Origin of the sequence: Streptomyces longisporus (assembly GCF_039532765.1) — a bacterium.
Classification (GTDB): Bacteria; Actinomycetota; Actinomycetes; order Streptomycetales; family Streptomycetaceae; genus Streptomyces; species Streptomyces longisporus.
In genome coordinates this window covers 1-25240 of record NZ_BAAASG010000028.1, presented here as the reverse complement: position 1 = coordinate 25240, position 25240 = coordinate 1, and the positions used below count along the sequence as shown (strand labels likewise).

The 25240-nt window shown below is 71.1% G+C and carries 29 protein-coding genes and 1 pseudogene; 7 read left to right on the top strand and 23 right to left on the bottom strand.

Annotated elements, in window-relative coordinates:
• The first annotated feature begins 5 nt into the window (after nt 1-5).
• From ABD355_RS41080 to ABD355_RS41070, 3 genes are all read left to right on the top strand, one after another.
• Entirely contained in the window at nt 6-869 is an 864-nt protein-coding gene (locus ABD355_RS41080) for a GAF and ANTAR domain-containing protein (protein ID WP_344406334.1), read from the top strand.
• Between the two features lie 101 nt (nt 870-970).
• Nucleotides 971-1705 (top strand): ANTAR domain-containing protein, encoded by a 735-nt coding sequence (locus ABD355_RS41075; protein WP_344406333.1) that lies wholly within the window; start codon nt 971-973, stop codon nt 1703-1705.
• A gap of 222 nt (nt 1706-1927) precedes the next feature.
• Nucleotides 1928-2221 carry a hypothetical protein gene (locus ABD355_RS41070; protein WP_344406331.1) on the top strand — a complete coding sequence of 98 codons (294 nt, stop codon included), beginning with the start codon at nt 1928-1930 and terminating at the stop codon, nt 2219-2221.
• A 31-nt stretch (nt 2222-2252) separates the two neighbouring features.
• On the opposite strand, the gene pspAB is transcribed toward ABD355_RS41070, so the two are convergent.
• The 4 genes from pspAB to glnA all read right to left on the bottom strand — a co-directional run bounded on the left by pspAB (nt 2253) and on the right by glnA (nt 5656).
• Nucleotides 2253-2837, bottom strand: a complete 585-nt coding sequence (pspAB, locus tag ABD355_RS41065; protein WP_344406330.1) for a PspA-associated protein PspAB — start codon at nt 2835-2837, stop codon at nt 2253-2255.
• A 1-nt stretch (nt 2838) separates the two neighbouring features.
• Nucleotides 2839-3756, bottom strand: a complete 918-nt coding sequence (htpX, locus tag ABD355_RS41060) for a zinc metalloprotease HtpX (RefSeq protein WP_115908569.1) — start codon at nt 3754-3756, stop codon at nt 2839-2841.
• 113 nt (nt 3757-3869) lie between these two features.
• On the bottom strand, nt 3870-4133 hold the full coding sequence (locus ABD355_RS41055; protein WP_344406328.1) for an SCO2583/SCO2584 N-terminal domain-containing protein: 264 nt from the start codon (nt 4131-4133) through the stop codon (nt 3870-3872).
• Nucleotides 4134-4246: 113 nt separating this feature from the next.
• Nucleotides 4247-5656 (bottom strand): type I glutamate--ammonia ligase, encoded by a 1410-nt coding sequence (gene glnA, locus ABD355_RS41050; protein WP_344406327.1) that lies wholly within the window; start codon nt 5654-5656, stop codon nt 4247-4249.
• A gap of 198 nt (nt 5657-5854) precedes the next feature.
• On the opposite strand from glnA, the gene ABD355_RS41045 reads away from it, so the two are divergent.
• Nucleotides 5855-6322: an RDD family protein gene (locus tag ABD355_RS41045; RefSeq protein WP_344406326.1), complete on the top strand. Its 468-nt coding sequence runs from the start codon at nt 5855-5857 to the stop codon at nt 6320-6322.
• 76 nt (nt 6323-6398) lie between these two features.
• On the opposite strand, the gene ABD355_RS41040 is transcribed toward ABD355_RS41045, so the two are convergent.
• The 4 genes from ABD355_RS41040 to lipB form a co-directional block, all read right to left on the bottom strand.
• Nucleotides 6399-7100 (bottom strand): DUF4191 domain-containing protein, encoded by a 702-nt coding sequence (locus tag ABD355_RS41040; protein WP_344406325.1) that lies wholly within the window; start codon nt 7098-7100, stop codon nt 6399-6401.
• Nucleotides 7101-7160: 60 nt separating this feature from the next.
• A complete protein-coding gene (locus ABD355_RS41035; protein WP_344406323.1) occupies nt 7161-7364 on the bottom strand; it encodes an SCO2195 family GlnR-regulated protein in 204 nt (67 codons plus the stop codon).
• Between the two features lie 280 nt (nt 7365-7644).
• Entirely contained in the window at nt 7645-8610 is a 966-nt protein-coding gene (lipA, locus tag ABD355_RS41030) for a lipoyl synthase (protein WP_344406322.1), read from the bottom strand.
• Between the two features lie 107 nt (nt 8611-8717).
• Entirely contained in the window at nt 8718-9515 is a 798-nt protein-coding gene (gene lipB, locus ABD355_RS41025) for a lipoyl(octanoyl) transferase LipB (RefSeq protein ID WP_344406320.1), read from the bottom strand.
• 254 nt (nt 9516-9769) lie between these two features.
• On the opposite strand from lipB, the gene ABD355_RS41020 reads away from it, so the two are divergent.
• Entirely contained in the window at nt 9770-11206 is a 1437-nt protein-coding gene (locus ABD355_RS41020; RefSeq protein ID WP_344406319.1) for an NsdA family TPR-like regulatory protein, read from the top strand.
• Nucleotides 11207-11299: 93 nt separating this feature from the next.
• Here the strand turns inward: ABD355_RS41020 and ABD355_RS41015 are convergent, their stop codons facing one another.
• The 4 genes and pseudogenes from ABD355_RS41015 to ABD355_RS40995 form a co-directional block, all read right to left on the bottom strand.
• Complete coding sequence (locus tag ABD355_RS41015) at nt 11300-12649, bottom strand: NAD(P)/FAD-dependent oxidoreductase (RefSeq protein WP_344406318.1); 1350 nt, start codon at nt 12647-12649, stop codon at nt 11300-11302.
• 389 nt (nt 12650-13038) lie between these two features.
• Nucleotides 13039-13182, bottom strand: a pseudogene (locus ABD355_RS41005) (DUF1731 domain-containing protein); the annotation flags it as partial.
• Nucleotides 13183-13249: 67 nt separating this feature from the next.
• On the bottom strand, nt 13250-13474 hold the full coding sequence (locus ABD355_RS41000; RefSeq protein ID WP_425585851.1) for a DUF1731 domain-containing protein: 225 nt from the start codon (nt 13472-13474) through the stop codon (nt 13250-13252).
• A gap of 81 nt (nt 13475-13555) precedes the next feature.
• Complete coding sequence (locus tag ABD355_RS40995) at nt 13556-14458, bottom strand: TIGR01777 family oxidoreductase (protein ID WP_344406317.1); 903 nt, start codon at nt 14456-14458, stop codon at nt 13556-13558.
• Nucleotides 14459-14496: 38 nt separating this feature from the next.
• On the opposite strand from ABD355_RS40995, the gene ABD355_RS40990 reads away from it, so the two are divergent.
• Nucleotides 14497-14985, top strand: a complete 489-nt coding sequence (locus ABD355_RS40990) for a GNAT family N-acetyltransferase (RefSeq protein ID WP_344406316.1) — start codon at nt 14497-14499, stop codon at nt 14983-14985.
• Between the two features lie 10 nt (nt 14986-14995).
• Here the strand turns inward: ABD355_RS40990 and ABD355_RS40985 are convergent, their stop codons facing one another.
• From ABD355_RS40985 to ABD355_RS40975, 3 genes are all read right to left on the bottom strand, one after another.
• On the bottom strand, nt 14996-16180 hold the full coding sequence (locus ABD355_RS40985) for a MarP family serine protease (RefSeq protein WP_344406315.1): 1185 nt from the start codon (nt 16178-16180) through the stop codon (nt 14996-14998).
• A 401-nt stretch (nt 16181-16581) separates the two neighbouring features.
• Entirely contained in the window at nt 16582-16965 is a 384-nt protein-coding gene (locus ABD355_RS40980) for a GNAT family N-acetyltransferase (RefSeq protein ID WP_344406313.1), read from the bottom strand.
• Entirely contained in the window at nt 16884-17099 is a 216-nt protein-coding gene (locus tag ABD355_RS40975) for a hypothetical protein (protein ID WP_344406737.1), read from the bottom strand. The genes ABD355_RS40980 and ABD355_RS40975 overlap by 82 nt, the downstream gene beginning before the upstream one ends.
• Nucleotides 17100-17194: 95 nt before the next feature.
• On the opposite strand from ABD355_RS40975, the gene ABD355_RS40970 reads away from it, so the two are divergent.
• Complete coding sequence (locus ABD355_RS40970) at nt 17195-17419, top strand: hypothetical protein (protein ID WP_344406311.1); 225 nt, start codon at nt 17195-17197, stop codon at nt 17417-17419.
• A gap of 3 nt (nt 17420-17422) precedes the next feature.
• Here ABD355_RS40970 and ABD355_RS40965 read toward each other — a convergent pair whose 3' ends face one another.
• The 8 genes from ABD355_RS40965 to sucB form a co-directional block, all read right to left on the bottom strand.
• Nucleotides 17423-17545, bottom strand: coding sequence for a hypothetical protein (locus tag ABD355_RS40965; protein WP_344406310.1), 123 nt, complete (start codon nt 17543-17545; stop codon nt 17423-17425).
• A gap of 57 nt (nt 17546-17602) precedes the next feature.
• On the bottom strand, nt 17603-17728 hold the full coding sequence (locus tag ABD355_RS40960; RefSeq protein ID WP_344406308.1) for a hypothetical protein: 126 nt from the start codon (nt 17726-17728) through the stop codon (nt 17603-17605).
• 110 nt (nt 17729-17838) lie between these two features.
• The gene (locus tag ABD355_RS40955) at nt 17839-18378 is read right to left on the bottom strand and encodes a carboxymuconolactone decarboxylase family protein (RefSeq protein ID WP_344406307.1); all 540 of its coding nucleotides are present in this window, start codon (nt 18376-18378) and stop codon (nt 17839-17841) included.
• A 58-nt stretch (nt 18379-18436) separates the two neighbouring features.
• Nucleotides 18437-18955: a DUF4240 domain-containing protein gene (locus ABD355_RS40950; protein WP_344406706.1), complete on the bottom strand. Its 519-nt coding sequence runs from the start codon at nt 18953-18955 to the stop codon at nt 18437-18439.
• Nucleotides 18956-19011: 56 nt separating this feature from the next.
• Complete coding sequence (locus tag ABD355_RS40945; protein ID WP_344406306.1) at nt 19012-19989, bottom strand: helix-turn-helix transcriptional regulator; 978 nt, start codon at nt 19987-19989, stop codon at nt 19012-19014.
• 258 nt (nt 19990-20247) lie between these two features.
• The gene (gene aceE, locus ABD355_RS40940; RefSeq protein ID WP_344406305.1) at nt 20248-22950 is read right to left on the bottom strand and encodes a pyruvate dehydrogenase (acetyl-transferring), homodimeric type; all 2703 of its coding nucleotides are present in this window, start codon (nt 22948-22950) and stop codon (nt 20248-20250) included.
• A 285-nt stretch (nt 22951-23235) separates the two neighbouring features.
• Nucleotides 23236-23859 carry a GntR family transcriptional regulator gene (locus ABD355_RS40935; protein WP_266954484.1) on the bottom strand — a complete coding sequence of 208 codons (624 nt, stop codon included), beginning with the start codon at nt 23857-23859 and terminating at the stop codon, nt 23236-23238.
• A gap of 343 nt (nt 23860-24202) precedes the next feature.
• A partial coding sequence (gene sucB / locus ABD355_RS40930) for a 2-oxoglutarate dehydrogenase, E2 component, dihydrolipoamide succinyltransferase (RefSeq protein WP_344406301.1) occupies nt 24203-25240 on the bottom strand: 1038 nt, incomplete at its 5' end.

Below are 25240 nucleotides of genomic sequence, written 5' to 3'. Positions count from 1 at the left end.
CCGGTATGGCCACCGGAGGTGAGGTCTCGGACCTCATTGCTTCCGCCGAGCGGAAGGCCTCTGTGGCGCGGGTCCGTTCGGAGCGCGAGAGCAGCCACGCCGAGCAGCACGAGCTCCATGCCGGGCAGGCTCCCACCGAGGTGCTGAGAGACGCCCATCTGCGGATCGCGGCGATCCACCGGTCGACGGCGGACCGCCATCTGACCGCGGCACGGCTGCAGGACGACTACGTGGCCCGGCTCAGCAGCTGGTCGGGTGAGCGCAGTGCCCCGCAGCCCCTGTTCATGTCGGGGGTGGCGGCGGCCTGCGGCACCAGCAGCGCCGCCGTCACCCTGGTCGGAGCCACCCTCGACCAGCTCGGCCTGGCCGCCTCCGACGAGTCGGCCCGCGCCGCCCAGGAGCTGGAGTTCCTGCTCGGCGAGGGCCCGGCCCGGGACGCCACCAGCGAGGTCCGCCCGGTGACCGCGGACGGCTCGGCGCTGCTCGACCGCTGGCCCGGATACGGGCCCGCCGTGGCCGAACTGGGCATCGGCGCGGTGGCCGCCGTACCGCTCAGCCTGTCCGGCGCCTGCGTCGGCGCCCTCGCGGTCTTCGACCCCGTACAGGGCGTCACCGACCCGGACCCCTTCGCCGAGGTCGCCGAGGCACTGACCCGCTCGATGATCCTCGGCGCGGACGGCGATCCCGGTATGTACGGCGCCACCGACCTGCGCGCCAAGGTGCACCAGGCCGCCGGCATGGTCTCCGTGCACCTCGACTGCCCGGTGGCCGACGCACTGGAACTGATCAAGGCACATGCCTTCGCCGAGGGCACCTCCGCGCACCTCGTGGCGGAGCGCATCCTGCGGGGCGAGCTGCGTCTCGGCTAGGCGGGAGGACGCCGGGACGCGGACAGGGAAGACTGCGGACACGGTTCGCGACCGATGGTCCGAGAAGCGAATCGATGAGAGGCCGAAGGGAAAGCGAGCTGATGAGCACGATGTCCCCGTCGCAGCAGCGGCTGGCACAGGCGTTCGTCGACCTGGCCGCCAGCCCGGTCACGGAGGCCTCCGATCCGAGCGGGCTCCTCGCGGCCCTCGCCGCGCACGGAAGCGAACTGCTCGGCGGCTGCGCCGCGGTCGTGCTGTACGCCCCCGACGACCCCGTCCACGCCGAGGTGGCCGGCACCGGCGAGGAGCAGCTGCGCCTGGTGCGCGACGCCGTCACCTGGGGCGAGGGTCCGGGGCCGGAAGCCCGCCGCACCGGCCGTCCGGTGCCGGACACCGCCCTCGACGGCGACCGGGCCCGCCGGGACTGGCCGCGCTATGTGGCCCGGGCCCGGGCGCTGGGCTACGGCAGGGTCGCCGCGCTGCCCCTGCGCGCCGGCGAGGACACCCTGGGCGCCTTGGTGCTGCTGGGCCGCGGCAGCACCCCCCTGCACCCGGACCTCCTGGCGCTGGGCCAGTCCCTCGCCGACGCCGCCGGCTGGACCCTGCAGCGGGAGCGCCAGCTGCGCGAGAGCCGGGCGCTGGCCGACCAGCTGGGCCAGGCGCTGACCAGCCGTATCGTCATCGAACAGGCCAAGGGCACGCTCGCCGCCCGGCACTCCATCACGGTTGACGAGGCCTTCCGCGTCCTGCGCTCCCACGCCCGCTCCCACCGCCGCCGCCTGACGGAGGTGGCCCGCGAGGTGGTGGAACGGAAGCTGGACCTGCAGACGGACTGAGCGCCCGTACAGCCGGAAAACAGGATGCACGCCCGGTGACCGTCTCCCTACGCTGGACATGCATGGCGGAGCTGCCCACCACCGCTTGCCGCAGGACAGGCATCACCCTGCGGACTCGGGGCTACTCTCTACGCACCGACGGACGGACGCCCATCCCCCAGCGCCCCGTCGGACGAGAAAACCATCACCGCTCACTCATCCACGCTCAAACGGAGGCCCGTCATGGGCACCATCGTCATAGCCGGGACCGCCGTCCTGGTGCTCTTAGGATTCGGAAACCACGTCTGGTGGCTGGCCGCGGTAGCCGTGCTCTTCCTGTACACGCAGTACGGGCGGAGCAGCACCAAGGGCGGCTCGGCCTCCTCGCAGTCGTCGGGGGGATCCTCGTCGGGGTCGATGCCCGCCACGTACCAGGCCTACCGCAAGCGCCGTGACATGCAGGCCAAGTGGGAGCGCCGCTACGCTCGCGAACGCCCCCTGGAGTCGCGCCGCCAGCAGCGCGAGAAGAGCAAGTGAGACGACGTGAACCGCTGGTAGGCACCGCCGGTCACAGTCCTGGCGCGCCCCACACCGGGAACCACCGGCTCAGATCCTGCTCCATCCGCAGGTCGTCGGTGAGCGCCGCCTTCACCTGCAGTTCCAGCGCGTTGTCGCGCCGCTGCCCACCGCCGGGCAGCGGCGCGAACGGGTAGAACGTGCCGCGCTTGTAGAGATAGACCAGCGCGAGCCGTCGGCCACCCTCGTCCTGGAAACCGGCCAGGGAGCACAGCAGTTGCGGCCCGAAGCCGTTGACCTCCATCGAGCTGTTCACCGCGTGCAGATCGGTGACCAGCTCGGACAGCTGACCGGGGGAGCGGCGCGAGACCAGCCAGGAGTAGCCGTACCCGTCCTGGCTGAGCTCCACCGGGGGTCCGTCCCGGTCGGCGTCCGCGTCAAGGAGGGCCTGGACCTCCCGGTGCGTCTGCTCGAAGGCCCCGCCCTCGACCGTCGCGAAGCACACCGCACCCGTGCCGGTCGGTGTGAAGCCGGCCGCGGCCTCGAGGGTCACGGCCGCCGACGGCAGCGCGAAGAGCTGGTCGAGATCGGGCAGGACCGGTTTCGTACGGCCGAGCAGAATGTCCAGGAGCCCCATGTCACCCCTTTCCGGGTGTTGCCGCCTCACCCAACTCGGCGGAGATCCGCCCCAGTTGGTCGAGCCGCTGCTCCAGGCTCGGGTGCGTGGAGAAGAACCGCTCGATGCCGGGCTCCTTGCCGGCCGCCGGGGTGAAGTAGAAGGCGTTGAAGGCCTGCGCCGTCCGCAGGTCCTTGGTCGGGATCCGCGCGATGTCGCCGGAGACCTTGGTCAGCGCGGAGGCCAGCGCCGAGGGCCGTCCGGTGAGCAGCGCCGCCGCCCGGTCCGCGGCCAGCTCCCGGTACCTCGACAGCGCCCTGATCAGCAGGAAACTGATCGCGTACACGGCCGCCGACACACCCATCACGGCGGCGAAGACGGCAGCGGTGTTCTGGTCCCGGCGGCCCCCGCCGAACAGCTGCGAGTAGAAGGCGAACCGTACGATCAGGCCCGCGATCACGCCGAGGAACGACGCGATCGTGATCACGGCGACGTCCTTGTGCGCCACGTGCGACAGCTCGTGCGCGAGCACACCCTCCAGCTCCGCGGGCTCCAGCCGCCGCAGCAGCCCGGTCGTCACACACACCACCGCATGGTCGGCGTTGCGCCCGGTCGCGAACGCGTTCGGCATGTCCATCTCGGACACCGCCACCACCGGCTTGGGCATGTCGGCGATCGCACACAGCCGGTCGACCACCGCGTGCAGCTCGGGATACTCCTCGCGCTCCACGACCCGCCCGCGCATGGCGAACATCGCGATCCGGTCGGAGAACCAGAACTGCGCGACGAACATCGCCGCCACCAGCACCACGACCAGCAGCCACGACTTCAGCAACACGATCAACGCGGCGACGAAGGCCACGTACAACAACCCGAGCAGGAACATCGTGACCGTCATCCGCACGGTCAACCGCCGGTCGCTCCGGAAGCGGCTCTGCATCTGCCTCACCCCGCAGTCAGGCACTCGTCCCACTGCCAGTGTGCACCCAGCCACCGCCATGAAGTGGTCCCGAACGGCTCTAGGAGCCGCAAAAGGTCCCTGTGAGAGGCCTCTCAGTACGGGGCCCGGAACTGCGCCCACCCGAGCAGCACGATGATCGCCGCCACACTGCCCAGCACGATCGCCGTCGACACCCACGAGGACCGCCGCGGCGCCACCGGCTCGGGATCCGCACGGAACGGCTGCGGCTCCGGCGGGTTCTCCTTCCACCGCGCGGCCAGCATCCGGGCCCGCGCCGAGGGCTCCTTGTGCTGCGCGTCGTCCGCCCACCTCAGGTCGAACTCGCGCTCCTGGTCGTCGTGTTCGCGCTCCGGCATCCCGTCCACCCCCGTGTCATGTCATCGGCAGAGGCAGAATAGAACATACGCCCGCGCCCCCGCTGTCGGTACGACAACGGGGGCGCGGGCGCAGTGCCTGGGACAGGCGTCGATCACACGTCGAAGTAGAGCTCGAACTCGTGCGGGTGCGGACGCAGCTGCAGCGGAGCGATCTCGTTCGCGCGCTTGTAGTCGATCCACGTCTCGATCAGGTCGGACGTGAAGACGTCACCGGCGAGCAGGAACTCGTGGTCGGCCTCGAGGGAGTCGAGGACGGCCGGGAGCGAGGTCGGGACCTGCGGGACGCCCGCGTGCTCCTCGGGGGCCAGCTCGTAGAGGTCCTTGTCGATCGGCTCGGCCGGCTCGATCTTGTTCTTGATGCCGTCCAGACCCGCCAGCAGCAGGGCCGAGAAGGCCAGGTACGGGTTGCCGGAGGAGTCGGGCGCACGGAACTCGACGCGCTTGGCCTTCGGGTTGGAGCCCGTGATCGGGATACGCATGGCAGCGGAGCGGTTGCGCTGCGAGTACACCAGGTTGACCGGCGCCTCGAAGCCCGGCACCAGACGGTGGTAGGAGTTCACCGTCGGGTTGGTGAAGGCCAGCAGCGACGGGGCGTGCTTGAGGATGCCGCCGATGTAGTAGCGGGCGGTGTCCGACAGGCCCGCGTAGCCGGCCTCGTCGTAGAACAGCGGGTCGCCGTTGGCCCACAGCGACTGGTGGACGTGCATGCCCGAGCCGTTGTCACCGAAGATCGGCTTCGGCATGAAGGTCGCGGTCTTGCCGTTGCGCCAGGCGACGTTCTTCACGATGTACTTGAAGAGCTGCAGGTCGTCGGCCGCGGCGAGCAGCGTGTTGAACTTGTAGTTGATCTCGGCCTGGCCGGCGGTGCCCACCTCGTGGTGCTGGCGCTCGACCTGGAGGCCGGAGTTGGCCAGCTCCAGGGAGATCTCGGCACGCAGGTCGGCGAAGTGGTCGACCGGCGGGGTCGGGAAGTAGCCGCCCTTGTAACGGACCTTGTAACCACGGTTGTCCTCGAGGGCACCGGTGTTCCAGGCGCCGGCCTCGGAGTCGATGTGGTAGAAGGCCTCGTTCGCGGAGGTCTGGAAGCGCACGCTGTCGAAGACGTAGAACTCGGCCTCGGGGCCGAAGTACGCGGTGTCGGCGATACCGGTGGACGCCAGGTACGCCTCCGCCTTCTTCGCCACGTTGCGCGGGTCACGGGAGTACTGCTCGCCCGTGATCGGGTCGTGGATGAAGAAGTTGATGTTGACCGTCTTGTCGCGGCGGAACGGGTCGACGCGCGCGGTGGACAGGTCGGCGCGGAGCGCCATGTCGGACTCGTGGATGGCCTGGAAGCCGCGGATCGAGGAGCCGTCGAAGGCCAGCTCCTCGGCCGGGTCGAAGGCCTCTGCCGGCACCGTGAAGTGCTGCATCACACCGGGCAGGTCGCAGAAGCGGACGTCGATGAACTTGACGTCCTCGTCCGCGATGAACTTCTTGGCCTCGTCGGCGTTCTGGAACATCCAGCTCCTCCTACTCCCGACCGCCTCGCCGGGGTGGTAGTTCGTTCGTGCGGCCAGTGCGGTGGCACACGCTGTCCCCGACACTAGGGACGGGTGATTTCTCGGGCGTGACCCATTTGTTTCGCACAAGTTAACCGGAGCTGGTCCGCTCTACCCCCACCTGTCCGTATCGCGAAACGGGCGCAGTACCGTGGACGCGTGGACAACAGGGATGCAATCGGCTCATGGCTCTCGGGCCCCCGCGCGGCCGCAGAGGAAGCCGGTGTCGACTTCGGATACCGCGGCCAGCAGCTCGGTCTGCCGGAGGAGGGGCCGGGCTCCATCGCCCGCCCGGGCCGCCGGTTCGGCGCCCTCGTCGTGGACTGGGGGCTGTGCCTCTTGATCGCATACGGTCTGATCACGCACGGCTACGACCAGGCGACCGGCAACTGGGCCCTGCTCATCTTCTTCCTGCTCGGCGTGCTGACCGTCGGCACGATCGGCTTCACCCCCGGTAAGCGCCTCTTCGGCCTCCGCGTGGTCGCCCTCGACACCGGCAGCCCCAGCCCCCTCCGCGCCACCCTCCGCACGGCCCTGCTGTGCATCGCGATCCCGGCCCTGATCTGGGACCGAGACGGCAGGGGCCTCCACGACCGCCTGGCCCGCACGGTCGAGGTCCGCGTCTGAACCTCCTACGACGAAGGGGCCGCTCCGGATCTCGGTCCGGGGCGGCCCCTTCGTCGTAGGAGCTCGTGCGAGGAGGTCAGCGGGCCTTCGGCCCACCCCTCGGCAGCTTCATGCCCTTGGGCATCGGACCCTTCGGCAGCGGCATATTGCTCATCAGGTCACCCATGGCCCGCAGCCGGTCATTGGTGGCCGTCACCTGCGGCCCGGTGAGCACACGCGGAAGCTTCAGCATCGTGGTCCGCAGCTTCTTCAGCGCGACCTGCCCGTCTCCCGTGCCGACGATGACGTCGTGCACCGGTACGTCCGCGACGATGCGGTTCATCTTCTTCTTCTCGGCGGCCAGCAGGCTCTTCACCCGGTTCGGGTTGCCCTCGGCGACCAGGACGATGCCGGCCTTGCCGACGGCCCGGTGCACCACGTCCTGGCTGCGGTTCATCGCCACCGCGGGCGTCGTCGTCCAGCCCCGGCCGATGTTGTCCAGGACCGCCGCGGCCGCGCCCGGCTGGCCCTCCATCTGCCCGAAGGCCGCCCGCTCGGCCCGGCGCCCGAACACGATCGCCGTTCCGAGGAAGGCGAGCAGCAGGCCCAGAATGCCGAGATAGATGGGGTGACCGATCAAGAAACCGATCGCGAGGAAAACACCGAAGATGCCGATGCCGACAGCCGCGAGTACAAGACCGATCTTCTTGTCGGCCTTGCGGGTCATCTTGTAGGTCAGAGCGATCTGCTTCAGTCGCCCGGGGTTCGCAGCGTCCGCTGCAGGTTCCTTCCTCGCCATGCCACGAAGTCTACGTGGCCCCGGGAGCGCCGTACGACGGCACTGTCCGGAGGGTGGGATTCAGGGGCGCACGACGAAGGTGGTCTGCTCCATGACGCGCTGGGCCTCGACCCGGTCCTTGGCGCGGCGGCGGTCCTCCAGGACGGAGGTCCAGGCGTTGCGGCGGGCGGTGCGCTGACCACTGCTCATGAGCAGCGACTCGACTGCACGCAGTGCAGTGGTGAACGACGGGATTGCGGTGGCGCGAACCGGCGCGGCCTGCATGGTGGAGGTCCCCCCTCGGGATACGGGCACTGGGTGCTGGTGTACGTGGCGTGAGTCCAGCGTCACTGATTGGTGTTACCAGGGCGTGACCGACCGGTCAAACACCCATGAAGCCTTGATGCGACGAGCGCAAACAGCGACGCGGCCCTGACATGGGCCCTCATCTGCGAGGACTGTCAGGACCGCGTCGAATCGGCCGTTACCGGCGGGTAGTTTCTTGTGCCCAGATTCACACAGAGTGGTGGCACTCCGTGCCATCCGGCGGCGGTTCGTCCGGGCTTCAGACGGCCTGCGAAGCGACGTACGCGCCCCGCTTCTCGACGGCCATCTGGTACAGCCGGCCGGCCCGGTAGGAGGACCGGACCAGCGGGCCGGACATCACACCGGAGAAGCCGATCTGCTCGGCCTCCTCCTTCAGTTCAACGAACTCGTGCGGCTTCACCCAGCGCTCCACGGGGTGGTGGCGCACGGAGGGCCTCAGGTACTGGGTGATGGTGACCAGTTCGCAGCCCGCCTCGTGCAGCTGCCGCAGCGCGTCGCTGACCTCCTCGCGGGTCTCGCCCATGCCGAGGATGAGGTTCGACTTGGTGACGAGCCCGTAGTCGCGAGCGGCCGTGATGACCTTCAGCGAGCGGTCGTAGCGGAAGCCCGGGCGGATGCGCTTGAAGATCCGGGGGACCGTCTCGACGTTGTGCGCGAAGACCTCGGGCCGGGAGGAGAAGACCTCTTCGAGCTGCTCGGGGATCGCGTTGAAGTCGGGGGCGAGCAGTTCGACCTTCGTGCGCCCGGCCTCGCGGCCCGCGGTCTGCGCGTGGATCTGGCGGACCGTCTCCGCGTACAGCCAGGCGCCGCCGTCCTCCAGGTCGTCGCGGGCGACGCCGGTGATGGTGGCGTAGTTCAGGTCCATGGTGACCACGGACTCGCCGACGCGGCGCGGCTCGTCACGGTCGAGGGCCTCGGGCTTGCCGGTGTCGATCTGGCAGAAGTCGCAGCGCCGGGTGCACTGGTCGCCGCCGATGAGGAAGGTCGCCTCGCGGTCCTCCCAGCACTCGTAGATGTTCGGGCAGCCGGCTTCCTGGCAGACCGTGTGCAGGCCCTCGCTCTTCACGAGGTTCTGCATCTTGGTGTACTCGGGGCCCATTTTCGCCCGGGTCTTGATCCACTCGGGCTTGCGCTCGATGGGGGTCTGGCTGTTGCGGACCTCCAGGCGCAGCATCTTGCGTCCGTCGGGGGTGACTGCGGACACAGCGGCTCCCTGTAGCTTCGATTCGTCGGCGTACACCAGCGTACGCCCGTGATGTATGCGGTCTTCCGCCTGGGGCAACCTCGGGCAGCGGGGGTGCATTCCCCTCGTTACGCAGAGGCCCGTTCAATCTCCCGCGGCTTCAGGTCCGCGTTCTCCAGTACGTCCCTCAAGTGCCGTTCCACGACCGGCAGCACCTCCGCGATCGTCACGTCGCGGCCCAGCTCGCCGGCGAGGGAGGCGACGCCCGCGTCGCGGATGCCGCACGGGATGATGCGGTCGAACCACCGGTTGTCCGGGTTCACGTTCAGTGCGAAGCCGTGCATCGTGACGCCCTTGGCCACGCGGATGCCGATCGCCGCGATCTTGCGGTCCTCGCGGCGCTGGCCGGCGTTGGACGGCGCGTACTCCGGACCGTTCATCCGCGGGTCGAACTCCTCGTCGTGCAGACGGGGGTCGAAGTCCAGGGACAGCCCGCCGAGCGACGGACGCTGCTCCACCGGATCGCCGAGGACCCACACCCCGCTGCGGCCCTCGACCCGCGTGGTCTCCACCCCGAACTCCGCGCAGGTGCGGATCAGGGCCTCCTCCAGGCGCCGTACATGGGCCACCACGTCCACCGGGCGCGGGAGCTTCTGGATGGGGTAGCCGACCAACTGGCCCGGGCCGTGCCAGGTGATCTTGCCGCCGCGGTCCACGTCGATGACGGGGGTGCCGTCCAGGGGGCGTTCGCTGTCCGCCGTGCGGCGGCCCGCCGTGTACACCGGCGGGTGCTCCAGGAGCAGCACGGTGTCGGGGATCTCGTCGGCGAAGCGGGCCGCGTGCACCCGGCGTTGCTCGTCCCACGCCGTCTGGTACTCGACGGCCTCGGTACCGAATCCCATGCGGACGAACCGCAGCTCACTCACGGCAAGCGCCTCCCTAGAAGGTCGTAAGGCACGAAACGCGCCTACGCCACTGTACGACTGACCGTCTTGCGTCAGCCCCGTGGCCAATCCTCACACGATCGGATGAACGAGGGTCGAAATGTGCGACCACCTGCTCACTCTCCGCTACATTCGCGCCGTTCACAGAGGCCATAAGGGCTGCTCACAGGCAATCCGGGCACACAGGGCCGACATGAGGTCCCGGTAGGCCCGAAAGGCAGGAGACCGCACCGCAGATGACGGAACGACCCGCGCAGCGCACTCCCAACCGCCAGCTCGCCGCGCTCATCGCAGAAGCCGGGTTCTCCAACGCGGGTCTCGCCCGCCGAGTCGACCAGCTCGGCCTCGAACACGGGCTTGATCTCAGATACGACAAGACGTCGGTCACCCGCTGGCTGCGCGGGCAGCAGCCCCGCGGCACCACTCCCGCCCTGATCGCCGAGGTCTTCACCCGCCGCCTCGGCCGCCGCCTCACCGCCCAGGACCTCGGCCTCGACGCCTGTGCGCCGGTGTACGCCGGGCTCGAGTTCGCCGCGGCCCCCGAGGAGGCCGTCGACATCGTCGGCGGCCTGTGGCGCAAGGACTCCGGTTCGCACGCCGAGCTCCGCAAGATCGCGTTCACGCCCGCCGGTCTGGTCGTGCCCAGCCGGGACTGGCTGATCGGCCGCGCCGACGACAAGGTGGCCCGGGGCGAACAGCCCGCCCGGGTCCCCGCCCAGGGCCGCCCGGTGGTGCCCCGCCAGCGCGGCCAGGCCGAACGCGGCCCCGGCCAGAAGGTCACCGCAGGCGACATCGCCGCACTCCGCTCGGTCGGCGAACTGTTCCGCGCCCTCGACGACAAGTACGGCGGCGGCCACGCCCGCCAGGCCCTGGTGCGCTACCTGGAGCACGAGTGCGAGCCGATGCTGCGCGGCACCTACGGCGAGCAGACCGGCCGCCGGCTGTTCGGCGCGGCCGCCGATCTGACCCGGCTCGCTGGCTGGACGTCGTACGACATCGCCGCGCATGGCCTCGCGCAGCGGTACTTCGTGCAGGCACTGCGGCTCTCCCAGGCGGCCGGGGACCGCGCGTACGGCTCCTACGTGCTCGTCACCATGAGCCGTCAGGCCGTGTACCTGGGGCACGGGCGGGAGGCCGTGCAGCTGGCGCGGGTCGCCCAGCAGGGCGTCGGGACCAATGCCCCGCCGGTGGTGCAGGCGCTGCTGCACTCGGCCGAGGCGCGCGGGCACGGGGTGCTCGGCGAGGTGCGCAACTGCACCGCCTCGCTGGTACGGGCGGAGCGGGCCCTGGAGGCCGCCCGATCCGGTGACGAGGTGCCCTACTGGGCGCGGTTCTTCGACGAGGCGCAGCTTGCCGACGAGTTCGGGCACGCGCACCGGGATCTGCAGCAGTTCCGTGCGGCTGCGCAGCATGCGGAGCGGTCGCTGCAGTTGCGTGCGCCTGCGTATGCGCGCAGCCGGCTGTTCTGCCGGGTGGTGCTCGCCTCCGCCCGCCTGGGCCTGGGGGAGCTCGATCAGGCCTGTGCGTTGGGGGCGGAGGCGGCCAGTGCTGCGGCGGAGATGCGGTCTGTGCGGGCGGTCGAATATGTGCGGGAGTTCGAGCGGCGGTTGGAGCCGTACAAGGATGCGGCGCCTGTGCGGGGGTATCGCGACAAGGTCGCGGCACTTGGGTGACTATTCGCCGTAACTCCGGGTGCCCTGTGTCTCGTGCGGCGATCGTCGTGGTTTCTCGCGCAGTTCCCCGCGCCCCTGACGGGGCGCGGTTGCTCACGCTGCCTGCTTGACTGCGCTGCTTGGTGGGTCTGCCCGGTGCATCGAGCCCGCTGCTCCCAGGTCCGTGAGGATGGCTGTCGTGGCCCTGTGGGCCGAGTGGAGGGCTCCCTGGACTGTGCTGGTGGCTCGGTGGTCGCCGCAGACGTAGAGGCCTGCCAGGAGGCGTACGGGGCGGCGCAGGTCGTGTGGGGGGCGCATGGCGGGGACGGCCTCGGGGGTGTGGTGGACGGCGAGGGTTTCCCAGCGGGCGGTGGGGGTGCCGTAGAGGCGGGAGAGGTGCATGCGTACGGCGGTGTCCAGTTCCGGTGGGGGTGGGCCGAGGACCGTGGAGGAGATGAGGGCGCGGCCCGCGGGGGCGCGGCTCGGGTCCACCGCGCTGACGATCGCGGTGTGGGCGACCGGGCCGCTGCGGTCGGCGTCCAGGAGGAGGGAGGCGCCGGTGGTCGGGGGCTCGTCCGTGGTGTGGTGAAGGACGGTCAGTGGGTGGAAGTCCGGTACGCGCAAGCCGGGGAGCAGGTCGGCGGCGGCGCGGGCGTCCGTCGCCAGAAGGACCGCGCGGCAGCGGATCTCGCCGTGTTCGGCGGTCGTGACGGCGCTGGTCGAGACCGAGGTGACGCGGACGCCGGTGTGGACCGTGCCGGGCGGCAGGGCTCGGGCGAGCAGCTCCGGGAGCATCTCGGCGCCGCCCTCCGGCAGGCACAGGCGCCCGCATGCGAAGGCGCGCAGCGCCAGATCGGCGCACCGGCTGGAGGTGGTCAGGTCCGGGTCGCAGAGCAGGGCGGCCAGCAGCGGGCGCAGGAAGCTGTCGACCGTGCGGGCGGGGACACCGCGGGCCGTGAGGGCCTGGGCGGCGGGCAACTCCGGACGGGACAGCAGGCGTTCGATGGGGAGCGTGGCGAGCCGGGACAGGGCGTTGCCGAGGCGGGCCTGGTCCACGGCGGTGCCGAGCGGGGCCGCGGTCCGGGAGGCGCTCTTGGTAGGGGCGCTCGCGAGGGCGCGTACGGCATGGAGTGCGCCCCTTGCGCCCCCCGCGGCCGCCGGGGCGCCCGCGGGGTGGTGGCGTCCGTCGCTGTGCAGCAGAACGCCGGGCGCGAACGGGCGCAGCACGAGCGCGTCCAGCCCGGGGGTGAGCCGTAGCTCGGGATACGCCGTGGACAGCAGTTGGCCGATCCGGTCGAGCCGGAACCCGTCGACCTTCTCCGTCGACATGCGGCCCCCCACGCAAGGGGCGGCCTCCAGGACCGCGGTCGTCACTCCTGCGCTGGTCAGCCGATGCGCGGCGGAGAGTCCGGCAACCCCGGCTCCCACGATCACGACGTCCGCCTGGTACGCGGGCTCAAGCACGTGCCCCTCCTCGAGGTTGCGCGGCCGGTGGAGACGTCATGCCCCCAACTGGCTCCGGGGATACCCGAGTTCGGGTCGAGGTTAGGGCCGCGATCGGTCAAGTGCAGTCGCGCATGAACAGAGCACGGTCGCACAACGGTCGCATACGCTCACACCTTCATTCTTACGCCTCCGGCCGCCCGAGCCCTACGGCTCCGCAAGCGCGGCCGTGAGTGCCCCTTCGATGTCCGGGAACGAGCCGGACTCCAGCAGCCGCTTCCGCATCACGCGTGCGCTGCCGAGCACGTCCCCCGGCCGTCTCGCCGCGCATGGTCCGCAGTGTGGGTGTGGGTGCGGAGACGGCGTTGACCGGCGCAGTACGTGGCCCATGGCCTCGGGGCGCCTCTGTCCTACGGCCCCGTGAGCGCGGCTTTGAGGGCTCCTTCGATGTCGGGGGCCGCGAAGGTGAAGCTGGGCTCCGGGAGTCGTTTCGGCAGCACGCGTGCGGTGCCGAGGACGTCCCTGGCCGTTTCGCCGCGCTTGGTTCGCAGTGTGGGTGTGGGTGCGGAGACAGGGTCGGCCGGCGCAGTAGGTGGCCCATGGCCTTGTGGCGCCTCCGTCCTACGGCCCCGTGAGCGCGGCTTTGAGGGCTCCTTCGATGTCGGGGGCCGCGAAGGTGAAGCTGGGCTCCGGGAGTCGTTTCGGCAGTACGCGTGCGGTGCCGAGGACGTCCCTGGCCGTTTCGCCGCGCTTGGTTCGCAGTATGGGTGTGGGTGCGGAGACAGCGTTGACCGGCGCAGTACGTGGCCCATGGCCTCGTGGCGCGTGCGCTGCCGAGCACGTCACCAGGCCATTTTGCCGAGCGCGGTCCGCAGTGCGGGCGCAGCGTTGGCGGGTGCAGGGCGCGTCCCGTGACCGTGTTGAGCCCTACGGCTGTGTGAGCGCGGCTTTGAGTGCCCCTTCGATGTCCGGGAACGTGAACGTGAAGCCGGACTCCAGGAGTCGTTTCGGCAGGACCCGTGCGCTGCCGAGGACGTCCCCGGCCATTTCGCCGAGCGCGGTTCGCAGTACGGGGGCCGGTACGGGGAACAGTGTCGGGCGGTGCAGTACGCGGCCCATGGCTGTGGTGATCTCGCGGTTGGTGAGCGGGTTCGGGGCCGTGAGGTTGAACGGTCCGGACAGGTCGGCGTCGATCAGATGGCGGATGGCGGCCACCTCGTCGTGCAGCGCGATGTACGACCAGTACTGGCGGCCGTCGCCCATGCGTCCGCCGAGGCCCGCCTTGAACAGCGGGAACAGCCGGCCCCAGGCGCCGCCGCCGCGGGCCACGACGAGGCCCGTACGGGTGAACACCGTCCGTACGCCCGCCTCCCGCGCGGGGGCCGCGGCGCCCTCCCACTCCACGCACAGCTCCGGCAGGAACCCGCTCCCGGGCGGTGCGCTCTCGTCGACCGCCCGGTCGCCGGTCTCCCCGTAGTAGCCCATCGCGCTGCCGTTCACGAACACCCGCGGCTTCACGTCCAGCGCGGCGATCGCCCCGGCCAGCGCGGCGGTGCCGAGCACCCGGCTGCTGCGGATCCGCGTCTTGTACTCGTCCGTCCAGCGGTGGTCGCCCACACCGGCGCCGGCGAGGTTCACCACGACGTCGCACCCGGCGAGCGCGGCGGGATCCACGCGCCCGCCCTCCGGGTCCCAGCGGACCTCGTCCTTCGCCCGGGGCGCCCGGCGCACCAGCCGTACCACCTCGTGCCCGTCCGCGGTCAGGGACCGCACCAGGGCGCCGCCGATGAGCCCGGACGCACCGGCCACCGCGATTCGGGAACGTTCCATGGGCCCATTCTGCTCGGCGGACTCATAAGGTGGCCGTCATGCCGGTTCCGTTCATACGCCACGCAACCCTCGGCGACGAGGAGACACTGGGGCGCCTCGACCGTGTCACCTGGTCCCCGCTGCACTCCGTGCAGCCGCGCCCCCAACCGCCGTACGAGCCCTTCTACAACGAGCGCTTCGGGCCCCGGGACCATCTGGTCGCGGAGCTCGACGGGGAGGTCGTCGGCTACATCCGGCTGGCCCATCCCACCCCGCTCGTCTGCAACGCCCACGTCCGGCAGATCCAGGGCCTCGTCGTCGCCGAGCAGGCGCGGGGCGTCGGCGTCGGGCGGGCGCTGCTGCGGGCGGTGCGGGAGGAGGCCCGCAATCAGGGCGCGCGCCGGCTCACGCTGCGCGTCCTCGGCCACAACACCCCGGCCCGCAAGCTGTACGAGGCCGAGGGGTTCGTCGTCGAGGGGATCCTGCCCGGCGAGTTCCTGCTGGAGGGCGAGTACGTCGACGACGTGCTCATGGGGTGCAGTCTGTGACCCGCCCGCCCTACGACGTGACCAGGTCGCCCGTGTCCACCGACGCCGTCGCGTTCTCCGCGCGCCGGGCGTCGGAGGCCACCTCCGCCGCCGTCAGGACGTAACCCGTCTCGTTGTCGGACGTCGAGCGGGCGAAGACCACGCCGTAGACGCGGCCGTCGGTCGTCAGCAGAGGGCCGCCGGAGTTGCCGGGGCGGACGGTCGAGCGGATCGAGTAGATCTCGCGGGTCACCGTGGCATCGCTGTAGATGTTCTGGCCGGTCGCCTGCACCCGGTTCGCGACCGTCGCCGCCTGGAGGTTGAGGTCGCCGTCCTGCGGATAGCCGGCCACGACCGCCGAGTCGCCGCGGGCGGCGCCGTCGTCGAACTTCAGGACCGGCGCGCCCAGCCCGGGCACATACAGAACGGCCACGTCCCTGTTGGGGTCGAAGAGCACCACCCGTGCCTCGTACGTCCTCCCCACCCCGCCGATCCGCACGTTCGGGTCGTTGATGCCGGCCACCACGTGCGCGTTGGTCATCACATGGTCGCGGGCGTACACGAACCCGCTGCCCTCGCGGCCCTGGGTGCCGGAGACGCCCTCGATCTTCACCGTGCTGCGCTTGGCCGCGTCGGTGGCGCTCGCCGTGACGCTGTCGCCGGTGGGCTTGGCGACCTCGGCCGTCGACTCGTTCTCGAACGGGTTGAACACCTGCGGGAAGCCCGCCTGGGTGAGCGCGGAGGTGGCCCGGGAGAACCAGGCGGGGGTGGTGTCCGGCATGGCGTCCTGCACGGCACCGAGCAGCGCCGAGTCCCGGATCGCGGTCGTGAGCAGCGGCGACGAGGAGGCGCCCAGGACGCTCGCGGCGACCCAGGCCACGATCAGCACGGCGACCGAGTTGGCCGCCGCACCGCCGACCCCGTCGGCCACCCTGAGCGGACCCCGGTCCAGTTCCCGGCGCAGCCTGAGCGCGAGACGCCCCGCCAGCTCGTGGACCACGACGGCAGGGAGCAGCACGGTCAGCACCGCGGTCACCGTCGCCTGGGCCGTGCCCGCCGTCACCAGGTCCATCATCCAGGGCAGGATCCACACGCCGAGCACCGCGCCGCCCACGAACCCGGCGAGCGAGACACAGCCGGCCACCAGTCCGCGCCGGTAGCCCGATGCCGCGTAGGCCACGACCACCAGCAACAGCAGGATGTCGAGCAGGTCCACAGAGCCGCCTTTCTCTCAGACCCCTTAGTACGCGCGGGACGGCCCCAGTGATCAGCCACGCGCGCGTGCATGAGGAGAAACGCCCCGGACCAGGACGATGGTTCCACCGGGTGGCACAGCACACATCGCGGACGGAGCGGATCCGGCCGAGAGCGGAGCCCTGCCCGCCCGAAGACCGCGAGCCCCCCGTCACGCGCGCCGCGCCCAAGCGGCGGGGCCGCCCGTCTCCCGCGCATGCCGCTCGTCTGCCTGCCGGGGCTGGCCGGCGGCCTCGGACCGGCCCGGTGCACGGACGGCATCGGACACCCGGGCTCGAAACCCGGCCGGCACACCCAGCCGGCCCCGCGCCACGGGTATCGCCGCCCTCGGCACCTTCACCGCCCGCGATGGCGGGCCCGTCCTCACCTGCGCCGAGATACGCCCCCAGCGCCCGCTGCAGCACCTTGCCCCGGCTGCCCACCGGGCGCTTCCACTCGCCGAGGTACTCCACCGCCCGGCCGCCCACGCCCGTCGGTGAAACGGAGGCGGTTCAGCAGCCGGTTCCCCGTGAGGACTGGGGCGACGGAGCGCAGGTCGTCCGTCGTGACACCCGCCGCCCGCGCGTCGCACAGCATCCGCCACAACAGCGAGCTGCTGGGCCGCAGTTCACGCCCTCGGCGGCCGGACGCGGCGTAGGAGTGCCAGGCGCGGGAACCGACGTTGATCATGAGCGCGGCGGAGAGCACCTCGCCGTCGTACTCGGCGAGATACAGCCGCGACCGGTCCCCGTCCTGCCCTCGAACCAACCGACGCTCTCCGCCTGCCGGTCGGGCTTCACATCGCCCCACTCGGGGAACTGGAGGTGGCTCGCGTCGGGGTACCGCCGCAGCCGGGCCAGGTGTTCCTCGCGCGTGATCTCCCTTACGTACGGGCTGGTCATGGGCGGACCCTCACAGGATTCTCGTAGCCGCCTCACGGATCTTCCCGAGGCGCCCTCCCTATCGTCATGCACACGCACTGACTGGAGGTGGGGAAGTGAACAGTCACAGCAACACCACGCACAAGACCGAGGCCCGCTCCCGGACCGCCCACGGCCCCTGGGCGGCGCTCTGCGCGGCCGCGGCCGCCGTCCTGGGCCCGGCCGCCGTCACCGCGTCCGCGCTCGACCAGGCCAACGCCGCGCCGATGTACCACGCGGTCAAGGCCGAGCAGACGCAGGCGTACATCCCCTCGAACCCGACCCGCCGGCGCACGGCCTGACCCTCAGTCGGGGGTGCCGCCCGCGAGTCCCAGGAACTGCTCCCCGGACGGGTAGATGTCCACCCCGAGCCCGTTCAGCAGGCCCGCCGGCATGATGTAGTAGCCGGTCGTGGGGCCCCAGCCCAAACGCAGGCCGGTCGGCGCGGGGAGATCGCGGGGCGACCTGGGCGGACGGCCTGACTCTCAGTCGGGGGTGCCGCCCGCGAGTCCCAGGAACTGCTCTCCGGACGGGTCGATGTCCACCCCGAGCCCGTTCAGCAGGCCCGCCGGCATGATGTAGTAGCCAGTGGTGGTGACGATCTCGACCACCTGCCGGTCGGTGCTGCATTTTCCGGGGGATGACCCCCGGACCCCCAGCCCAAACGCAGGCCGGTCGGCGCGGGGAGATCGCGGGGCGACCTGGGCGGACGGCCTGACTCTCAGTCGGGGGTGCCGCCCACGAGTCCCAGGAACTGCTCCCCGGACGGGTCGATGTCCACCCCGAGCCCGTTCAGCAGGCCCGCCAGCATGACGTAGTAGCCGGTCGTGGTGACGATCTCGACCACCTGCCGGTCGGTGAAGCACGCGCGAAGAGCCGCCAGCGTGCCCTCGGACAGGGTGTGCCGGGACACCAGCTCGAAGGCCGCCCTCAGTGCCGCCGACTCGGGCTCGTCGAACTCCGGCCCGTCGGCGCGCCGTTCGGCCACCGCCGCCAGCTGCTCGGGCGTCACCCCCGCGTTCAGGGCGATCGGGCGGTGCTGGACGGACCCGTACGCGCACTGCGTCGCGGCCGCGACCGCCATCACGACCAGCTCGCGCAACCGGACCGAAAGCGTCGACTCGCGCAGTACGGCCAGGCCCAGCTCGATCGCCGGGCCCGTCAGCGGCGGGGCGTGCGAGAGCATGCGGAAGGCGTTGAGCGGCACGGGCAGCCGGGCGACGGCGTCGGACGGCCGCTCCGGGTACGGGATTCGAGCCATGGTCCCCCTCATCGAACCGGTCCCACCGGACCGCTGGTCCCAGTGAACCGGTGAAACGTCACTCCCGGAACCGTTCCCACAGTTTCGGGTAGCGCTCCGCCAGCACCCGCTCGTTCTCGAAGTCGAGCGGCGTGCCCGCCGGCTCGGAGGCCGCGGCCGGGATGCCCAGGTCGGGGGCGACGGTACCGGTGAGCTGCTCGTAGGCCTCGTCCGCCGCGTAGCCCAGTTCCTCCCCGTCCCCGTCGATCTCCTCGTCGAAGTCGTCCAGGAGGTCGGCCAGGGCGTCGGGCTGGTGCACGGCCCCCTCGTACACCTCCCGCCCCTGTCCGATCAGCCAGCACCGGAAGAAGTCGAAGGCGTCGTCGCTCGCCCCGTCGAGCAGCACCCAGGCGGCACCCCACAGATCCCAGCTGTACGCCCGGTTGTAGCGGGACTCGAAGTGCCGGGCGAAGTCCAGGACCGTCTCCGGGTCGAGCTCCACAAGCCGCTCCACCAGCAGGTCCGCCTGCTCCTCGGGGTCGCCCTCGGCGGCCTCGCGGGCGGCGTCCACCAGCTCCCAGAACTCCGACTCTTCCATCACGGGTCCAGCATCGGCCCTGGACGGGTGGGGCGCACGTGGAGTGTGGCGGATTGTTATGTCCCGTACAGCAGGCCCAGCCGTGCCGCGTCGTCGGCGAAACGCGCCCGCAGGCTGTCCGGCGCCAGCACCTCCACCTCCGGGCCGAGCCCCGCGAGCTGCGCATGGGCGACCTCCTCGGACTCCACGGGGAGCGTGACGGTCAGCCAACCGCCCTCGTCCGGGGTGCCAGCGGCCGCCAGTGCCTCCCGGGCGGAGACGGGATCGACGGCGTACGGCAGTCTCCGCGCCCCGGCCGCCGACAGCCGCACCACGACCTCGGCCCGCAGGATCGACCGCGCGAACTGCTCGGCCCGTTCCTCCCAGAAGGCGGGAAGGTCGAACTCCTCCTCGCGTACGAAACGCTCCGCGGAGGCGGCCACCGCCGTGAACCGGTCGATCCGGTAGACGCGGTACGGCCCATGGTCCTGCGCCACCCGCGCACACACGTACCAGACCCCCGCCTTCAGCACGAGTCCGTAGGGCTCCAGTTCCCGCTCCACCTCGGTCTCCCGGCTCCGGTAGCGGGCGGTGATCCGGCGGTCGTCCCACACGGCATCGGCCACGGCGGGCAGCAGCTCGGGTGCCTTCGGCTCCGTGAACCAGTTCGGCGCGTCCAGGTGGAAGCGCTGCGCGGCGCTCTTCGAGGCGTCGCGCAGGGAGGGCAGCAGCGCCGCCGACACCTTCAGCCGGGCCGCCGAGGCCGCGTCCTCCAGCCCCATCTCCCGCAGCGCCCCCGGCACACCGGACAGGAACAGCGCCTCGGCCTCACCGCGCGCCAGCCCGGTCAGCCGGGTGCGGTAGCCGCCGATGAGCCGGTACCCGCCGGCGCGGCCCCGGTCCGCGTACACCGGGACCCCGGCCTCCGACAACGCCTGCGCATCCCGTGTGACGGTCCGCTCGGACACCTCCAGCTCCCGAGCGAGCTCGGCGGCGGTCATGGAGGGCCGGGACTGCAGAAGGAGCACCATCTTGATGAGGCGGGCGGCACGCATGCGTTCATTCTGCCGAGGCTCTGCGGGTGGGGTACGTGGTCGGGTGCGGGCCCGGATGTGGCTGGTCGCGCAGTTCCCCGCAACCCTAAAAGAAGGGCACGCCTGGGCGGACCTGCTTTTGAGGGCGCGGGGCTGTATCGATATGCGGCTGCGCCGCGTGAGCGCGATCGGCCCCCACCGGCCCGCAGCCGACAAGCGACCGGAAAGCCGTGAAGGGGCCCACGGCCAGCCGCCGGGGCCCCTTCACCACCGCCGGGCCTACAGCCCGTACTTCTCCCGGGCTTCCTTCACGGCAGTCGCCTTCACCTCGCCGCGGCGGGCCAGCTGGGCCAGGGCGGCCACGACGATCGACTGGGCGTCGACGCCGAAGTGCCGGCGGGCCGCCTCACGGGTGTCCGACAGACCGAAGCCGTCCGCGCCCAGCGAGGAGTAGTCCTGGTCCACCCACTGCGCGATCTGGTCCGGAACCTGCCGCATGTAGTCGGAGACGGCCAGCACCGGGCCCTCCGCGCCGTGCAGCGCCTGACGGACGTACGGCACCCGCTCCTCGCCCCGCAGCAGGGCCGCGTCGGCCTCCAGGGCGTCGCGCCGCAGCTCCGTCCAGGAGGTCGCCGACCAGACGTCGGCCGCGATGCCCCACTCCTGCGCGAGCAGCTTCTGCGCCTCCAGCACCCAGTGGATCGCCGTACCGGAACCCAGCAGCTGGATGCGCGGGGCGTTGGCCACCGGCGAGAGCCCGGCCGACTCCGCCGTGTTGAAGCGGTACAGGCCCTTGACGATGCCCTCGTCGATGCCGAGGCCGGCCGGCTTCGCGGGCTGCGGCAGCGGCTCGTTGTAGACGGTGAGGTAGTAGAAGACGTTCGGGTCCTCGCCCGGCGCCGCCTCGCCGTACATCCGGCGCAGACCGTCCTTGACGATCGTCGCCACCTCGTACGCGAACGCCGGGTCGTACGTCAGCGCCGCCGGGTTCGTCGCGGCGATCACCGGCGAGTGGCCGTCGGCGTGCTGCAGGCCCTCGCCCGTCAGGGTCGTACGGCCGGCCGTCGCACCGACCAGGAAGCCGCGGCCGAGCTGGTCGCCGAGCTGCCACATCTGGTCGGCCGTACGCTGCCAGCCGAACATCGAGTAGAAGATGTAGAACGGGATCATCGCCTCGCCGTGCGTGGCGTACGCGGTGGACGCGGCGATGAAGTCGGCCATCGAACCGGCCTCGGTGATCCCCTCGTTGAGGATCTGGCCGTTCTTGGCCTCCTTGTAGTACATCAGCTGGTCGCGGTCGACCGGCTCGTACGTCTGGCCCTTGGGGGAGTAGATCCCGAGGGACGGGAACAGCGACTCCATGCCGAAGGTGCGCGCCTCGTCGGGGACGATCGGCACCCAGCGCTTGCCGGTCTCCTTGTCGCGGACCAGGTCCTTGATCAGGCGTACGAAGGCCATGGTGGTGGCCACGTTCTGCGTGCCGGAGCCCTTGTCGAAGGAGGCGAAGGCCTTCTCGGCGGGGGCGGGCAGGGGGGCGAGCGCGTGCGTACGGCGGGCCGGGGCCGGGCCGCCGAGAGCGGCGCGCCGCTCCTGGAGGTAGCGGACCTCGGGGGAGTCGGCGCCCGGGTGGCCGTAGGGCACCTGACCGTCGACGAACTGGCTGTCCGAGATGGGGAGTTCGAGAAGGTCACGCATCTTCTTGAACTCGTCCACCGTCAGCTTCTTCATCTGGTGGTTGGCGTTCTTCGACGCGAAGCCCTCACCGAGCGTGTAGCCCTTGACGGTCTGGGCCAGGATCACGGTCGGGGAGCCCTTGTGGTCGAGGGCGGCCTTGTAGGCGGCGTAGACCTTGCGGGCCTCGTGGCCGCCGCGCGAGAGGTGGAAGCACTCGAGGATCTTGTCGTCGCTCAGCAGCTTCGCCATCTCGGCGAGCGCCGGGTCCTTGCCGAAGAAGTCCTCGCGGATGTAGGCCGCGTCGCGCGTCTGGTACGTCTGCACCTGGGCGTCCGGTACCTCGCGCAGCCGGCGTACCAGCGCGCCCGTGGTGTCGAGCTGGAACAGCTCGTCCCAGGCCGTGCCCCACAGCGTCTTCACGACGTTCCAGCCCGCACCGCGGAACTGGGCCTCCAGCTCCTGCACGATCTTGAAGTTCGCGCGGACCGGGCCGTCGAGACGCTGCAGGTTGCAGTTGATGACGAAGGTGAGGTTGTCCAGGCCCTCACGGCTGGCGAGTGCGAGTGCCGCCGTCGACTCCGGCTCGTCCATCTCGCCGTCGCCGAGGAACGCCCAGACGTGGGACGAGGAGACGTCCTTGATGCCGCGCGCCGTCAGATAGCGGTTGAAGCGGGCCTGGTAGATCGCCGACAGCGGGCCGAGGCCCATGGAGACCGTCGGGAACTCCCAGAGCCAGGGCAGGCGCCGCGGATGCGGGTACGAGGGCAGGCCGCTGCCGCCGGCCTCCTGGCGGAAGTTGTCGAGGTGTGCCTCGGTCAGCCGGCCGTCGAGGAAGGCGCGGGCGTAGATGCCGGGGGAGGCGTGGCCCTGGATGTAGAGCTGGTCGCCCGAGCCGTCGGCCTCCTTGCCCTTGAAGAAGTGGTTGAAGCCGGTCTCGTACAGCCAGGCCGCGGAGGCGAAGGTGGCGATGTGGCCGCCGACGCCGTGTTTCGCGCCCCGGGTGACCATCGCGGCCGCGTTCCAGCGGTTCCACGCGGTGATCCTGCGCTCCATCTCCTCGTCACCGGGCACGCCCGGCTCGGCGGCGGTGGGGATGGTGTTGACGTAGTCCGTCTCGAGGAGCTTGGGCAGCGCGATACCGGTGCCCTCCGCGCGCTCCAGCGTGCGGCGCATCAGGTACGCGGCACGGTGCGGGCCCGCCGCCTTGGCGACCGCGTCCAGGGAGGCCTGCCATTCGGCGGTCTCCTCGGGGTCCCGGTCGGGGAGCTGGTCGAGCTCGCTCGGCTGGATGGCGTTGGGGTCGGTCATGTCGCCGCCTTCCTCAGTCGAAGGGGGTTCCCTCATCGGTAAAGGGTTCGGGGGTGCCCTTGGTCTTTGGCAGGACAGGGCTGAGGGCCCTGGTGCGGTAACACCGTGCGGCTTCCGCCGCGTGGCCCGCCGGTGACTCTAACTCCCTGATCGATGATCGATCAAAGGCTTGCAGGCAAAACTTCTCGATTACGAGAAAGTAGGCACGCGGTGCCTTTCGAACGGGCACCCGGTGCCGTGATTTTCGGGGGTTTCCGCAGGTGAGCGTACGTATGCTCGGCTGTGTCAGGCCCGCGGCGCGCACCCCAGCACATGCGCCTTCACCAGTTCCGCGATCCTCGGGTCACGCCTGCGGAACGCCTGGACGAGCTCCTCGTGCTCCTCCGCGTACGACTGCTGCACCGTCCCCAGCCAGCGGATCGACAGCGCCGTGAACACCTCGATGCCCAGGCCCTCCCAGGTGTGCAGCAGCACCGAGTTGCCCGCGGCGCGCACCAGTTCACGGTGGAAGGCGACCGTGTGCCGTACCTGGCCCGTGCCGTCGGCGTTGCGGTCGGCGTCGTAGAGGGCGACGACGTGCGGTTCCAGGGCCGAGCAGTCCTCCGCCAGCTTCTCCGCGGCCAGCTCCGCCGCGATCGCCTCCAGGCCGGCCCGGACCGGGTAGCTCTCCTCCAGGTCGGCCGCCGTCAGGTTGCGCACCCGCACGCCCTTGTTCGGCGCGGACTCGATCAGCCGCAGCGACTCCAGCTCGCGCAGCGCCTCCCGCACCGGCGTCTGGCTGACCTCCAGCTCGGTCGCGATCCGTCGCTCCACGATCCGCTCGCCCGGCTTCCAGCGCCCGCTGACGATCCCCTCCACGATGTGCTCGCGGATCTGTTCGCGCAGCGAGTGGACGACGGGCGCGGTCATGAGGGCTCCTTAGGGAGGGGCCGCCCATCGGCCCCTGGGGCGTTTGACGTTTAGACAATACGGCCGGTTCGCTCCGCGGGTGGGGCCGACGAGGGTGCTTTTCGTGCAGGTGAGACGAGACTTACACCTCCGGTGGTCGGGCGGGGGCGCCTATGAGCTCGGGCTCGACTGTTGTTCGCGGGTGCGGGTCAGTGGGGGTTGATCGCGCCCACGCGGCGGAGCCGCAAGTCGATTCAGCCCCGCGCCCCTTTTGGGGCGGCGCGGTCAGCCCTTTGCTGCACAATGCGACGGCGCCCCGCCGGGAGGAGATCCGGGCGGGGCGCCGTGCGGGCTGATCGGAAGGTCAGAGGCCGAGCTCGACCTCGAACTCGCCCGCCTCCAGGATCGCCTTGACCGCGGTCAGGTAACGGGCCGCGTCGGCGCCGTCCACCAGACGGTGGTCGTAGGAGAGGGTCAGGTAGGTCATGTCGCGGACGCCGATGACCGTGCCCTCCTCGGTCTCGATGACCGCCGGGCGCTTGACCGTGGCACCGATGCCGAGGATCGCGACCTGGCCCGGCGGCACGATGATCGTGTCGAAGAGCGCGCCGCGCGAACCCGTGTTGGAGATGGTGAAGGTCGCACCGGACAGCTCGTCCGGGGTGATCTTGTTGGCGCGGACCTTGCCGGCCAGCTCCGCCGTGGCCTTCGCGATGCCGGCGATGTTCAGGTCGCCCGCGTGCTTGATGACCGGGGTCATCAGGCCCTTCTCGGAGTCCACCGCGATTCCGATGCTCTCGGAGTCGAAGTAGGTGATCGTGCCCTCGGCCTCGTTGATCTTGGCGTTGATGACCGGGTGGGCCTTCAGCGCCTGGGCCGCCGCCTTCACGAAGAACGGCATCGGAGAGAGCTTGACGCCCTCACGGGCCGCGAAGGAGTCCTTCGCCTTGGCACGCAGCTTCATCAGACGCGTGACGTCGACCTCGACGACCGAGGACAGCTGCGCCTGCTCGTGCAGCGCCTTGACCATGTTGTCGCCGATGACCTTGCGGATGCGCGGCATCTTGACGGTCTGGCCGCGGAGCGGAGAGGCCTCCAGGGCCGGCGCCTTCTTGGCCGGAGCGGCTGCGGCGGCGGGAGCCGGAGCGGCGGCGGCGGCCTTCGCGGCCTCGGCGGCGGCGATGACGTCCTGCTTGCGGATACGGCCGCCGACGCCGGTGCCCTTGACGGAGCCCAGGTCGACGCCGTTCTCCGCGGCGAGCTTGCGCACCAGCGGGGTGACGTAGGCGCCCTCGTCGGTGGCGGCCGCGGCGGGGGCGGGCGCGGCCGGGGTCACCGGAGCCGGAGCGGCCGGCGCGGGCGCCGGGGCGGCCGGGGCCGGAGCGGCGGCGACCGGGGCGGG

What these genes read in the sequence shown, in the direction of transcription:
- pspAB (WP_344406330.1), bottom strand. Translation starts at nt 2,837, where the DNA reads ATGGGGCTCCTGGACATTCTGCTCGGCCGTACGAAACCGGTCCTGCCC.
- htpX (WP_115908569.1), bottom strand. Translation starts at nt 3,756, where the DNA reads ATGCAGAGCCGCTTCCGGAGCGACCGGCGGTTGACCGTGCGGATGACG.
- ABD355_RS40975 (WP_344406737.1), bottom strand. Translation starts at nt 17,099, where the DNA reads ATGACCAGCCCGTACGTAAGGGAGATCACGCGCGAGGAACACCTGGCC.
- ABD355_RS41020 (WP_344406319.1), top strand. Translation starts at nt 9,770, where the DNA reads ATGACGGAACGACCCGCGCAGCGCACTCCCAACCGCCAGCTCGCCGCG.
- glnA (WP_344406327.1), bottom strand. Translation starts at nt 5,656, where the DNA reads ATGTTCCAGAACGCCGACGAGGCCAAGAAGTTCATCGCGGACGAGGAC.
- ABD355_RS41035 (WP_344406323.1), bottom strand. Translation starts at nt 7,364, where the DNA reads ATGCAGGCCGCGCCGGTTCGCGCCACCGCAATCCCGTCGTTCACCACT.
- ABD355_RS40990 (WP_344406316.1), top strand. Translation starts at nt 14,497, where the DNA reads ATGCCGGTTCCGTTCATACGCCACGCAACCCTCGGCGACGAGGAGACA.
- ABD355_RS40995 (WP_344406317.1), bottom strand. Translation starts at nt 14,458, where the DNA reads ATGGAACGTTCCCGAATCGCGGTGGCCGGTGCGTCCGGGCTCATCGGC.
- ABD355_RS41070 (WP_344406331.1), top strand. Translation starts at nt 1,928, where the DNA reads ATGGGCACCATCGTCATAGCCGGGACCGCCGTCCTGGTGCTCTTAGGA.
- ABD355_RS41080 (WP_344406334.1), top strand. Translation starts at nt 6, where the DNA reads ATGGCCACCGGAGGTGAGGTCTCGGACCTCATTGCTTCCGCCGAGCGG.
- ABD355_RS40955 (WP_344406307.1), bottom strand. Translation starts at nt 18,378, where the DNA reads ATGGCTCGAATCCCGTACCCGGAGCGGCCGTCCGACGCCGTCGCCCGG.
- aceE (WP_344406305.1), bottom strand. Translation starts at nt 22,950, where the DNA reads ATGACCGACCCCAACGCCATCCAGCCGAGCGAGCTCGACCAGCTCCCC.
- ABD355_RS40945 (WP_344406306.1), bottom strand. Translation starts at nt 19,989, where the DNA reads ATGCGTGCCGCCCGCCTCATCAAGATGGTGCTCCTTCTGCAGTCCCGG.
- ABD355_RS40950 (WP_344406706.1), bottom strand. Translation starts at nt 18,955, where the DNA reads ATGGAAGAGTCGGAGTTCTGGGAGCTGGTGGACGCCGCCCGCGAGGCC.
- ABD355_RS41055 (WP_344406328.1), bottom strand. Translation starts at nt 4,133, where the DNA reads ATGCCGGAGCGCGAACACGACGACCAGGAGCGCGAGTTCGACCTGAGG.
- ABD355_RS41040 (WP_344406325.1), bottom strand. Translation starts at nt 7,100, where the DNA reads ATGGCGAGGAAGGAACCTGCAGCGGACGCTGCGAACCCCGGGCGACTG.
- ABD355_RS41075 (WP_344406333.1), top strand. Translation starts at nt 971, where the DNA reads ATGAGCACGATGTCCCCGTCGCAGCAGCGGCTGGCACAGGCGTTCGTC.
- ABD355_RS40935 (WP_266954484.1), bottom strand. Translation starts at nt 23,859, where the DNA reads ATGACCGCGCCCGTCGTCCACTCGCTGCGCGAACAGATCCGCGAGCAC.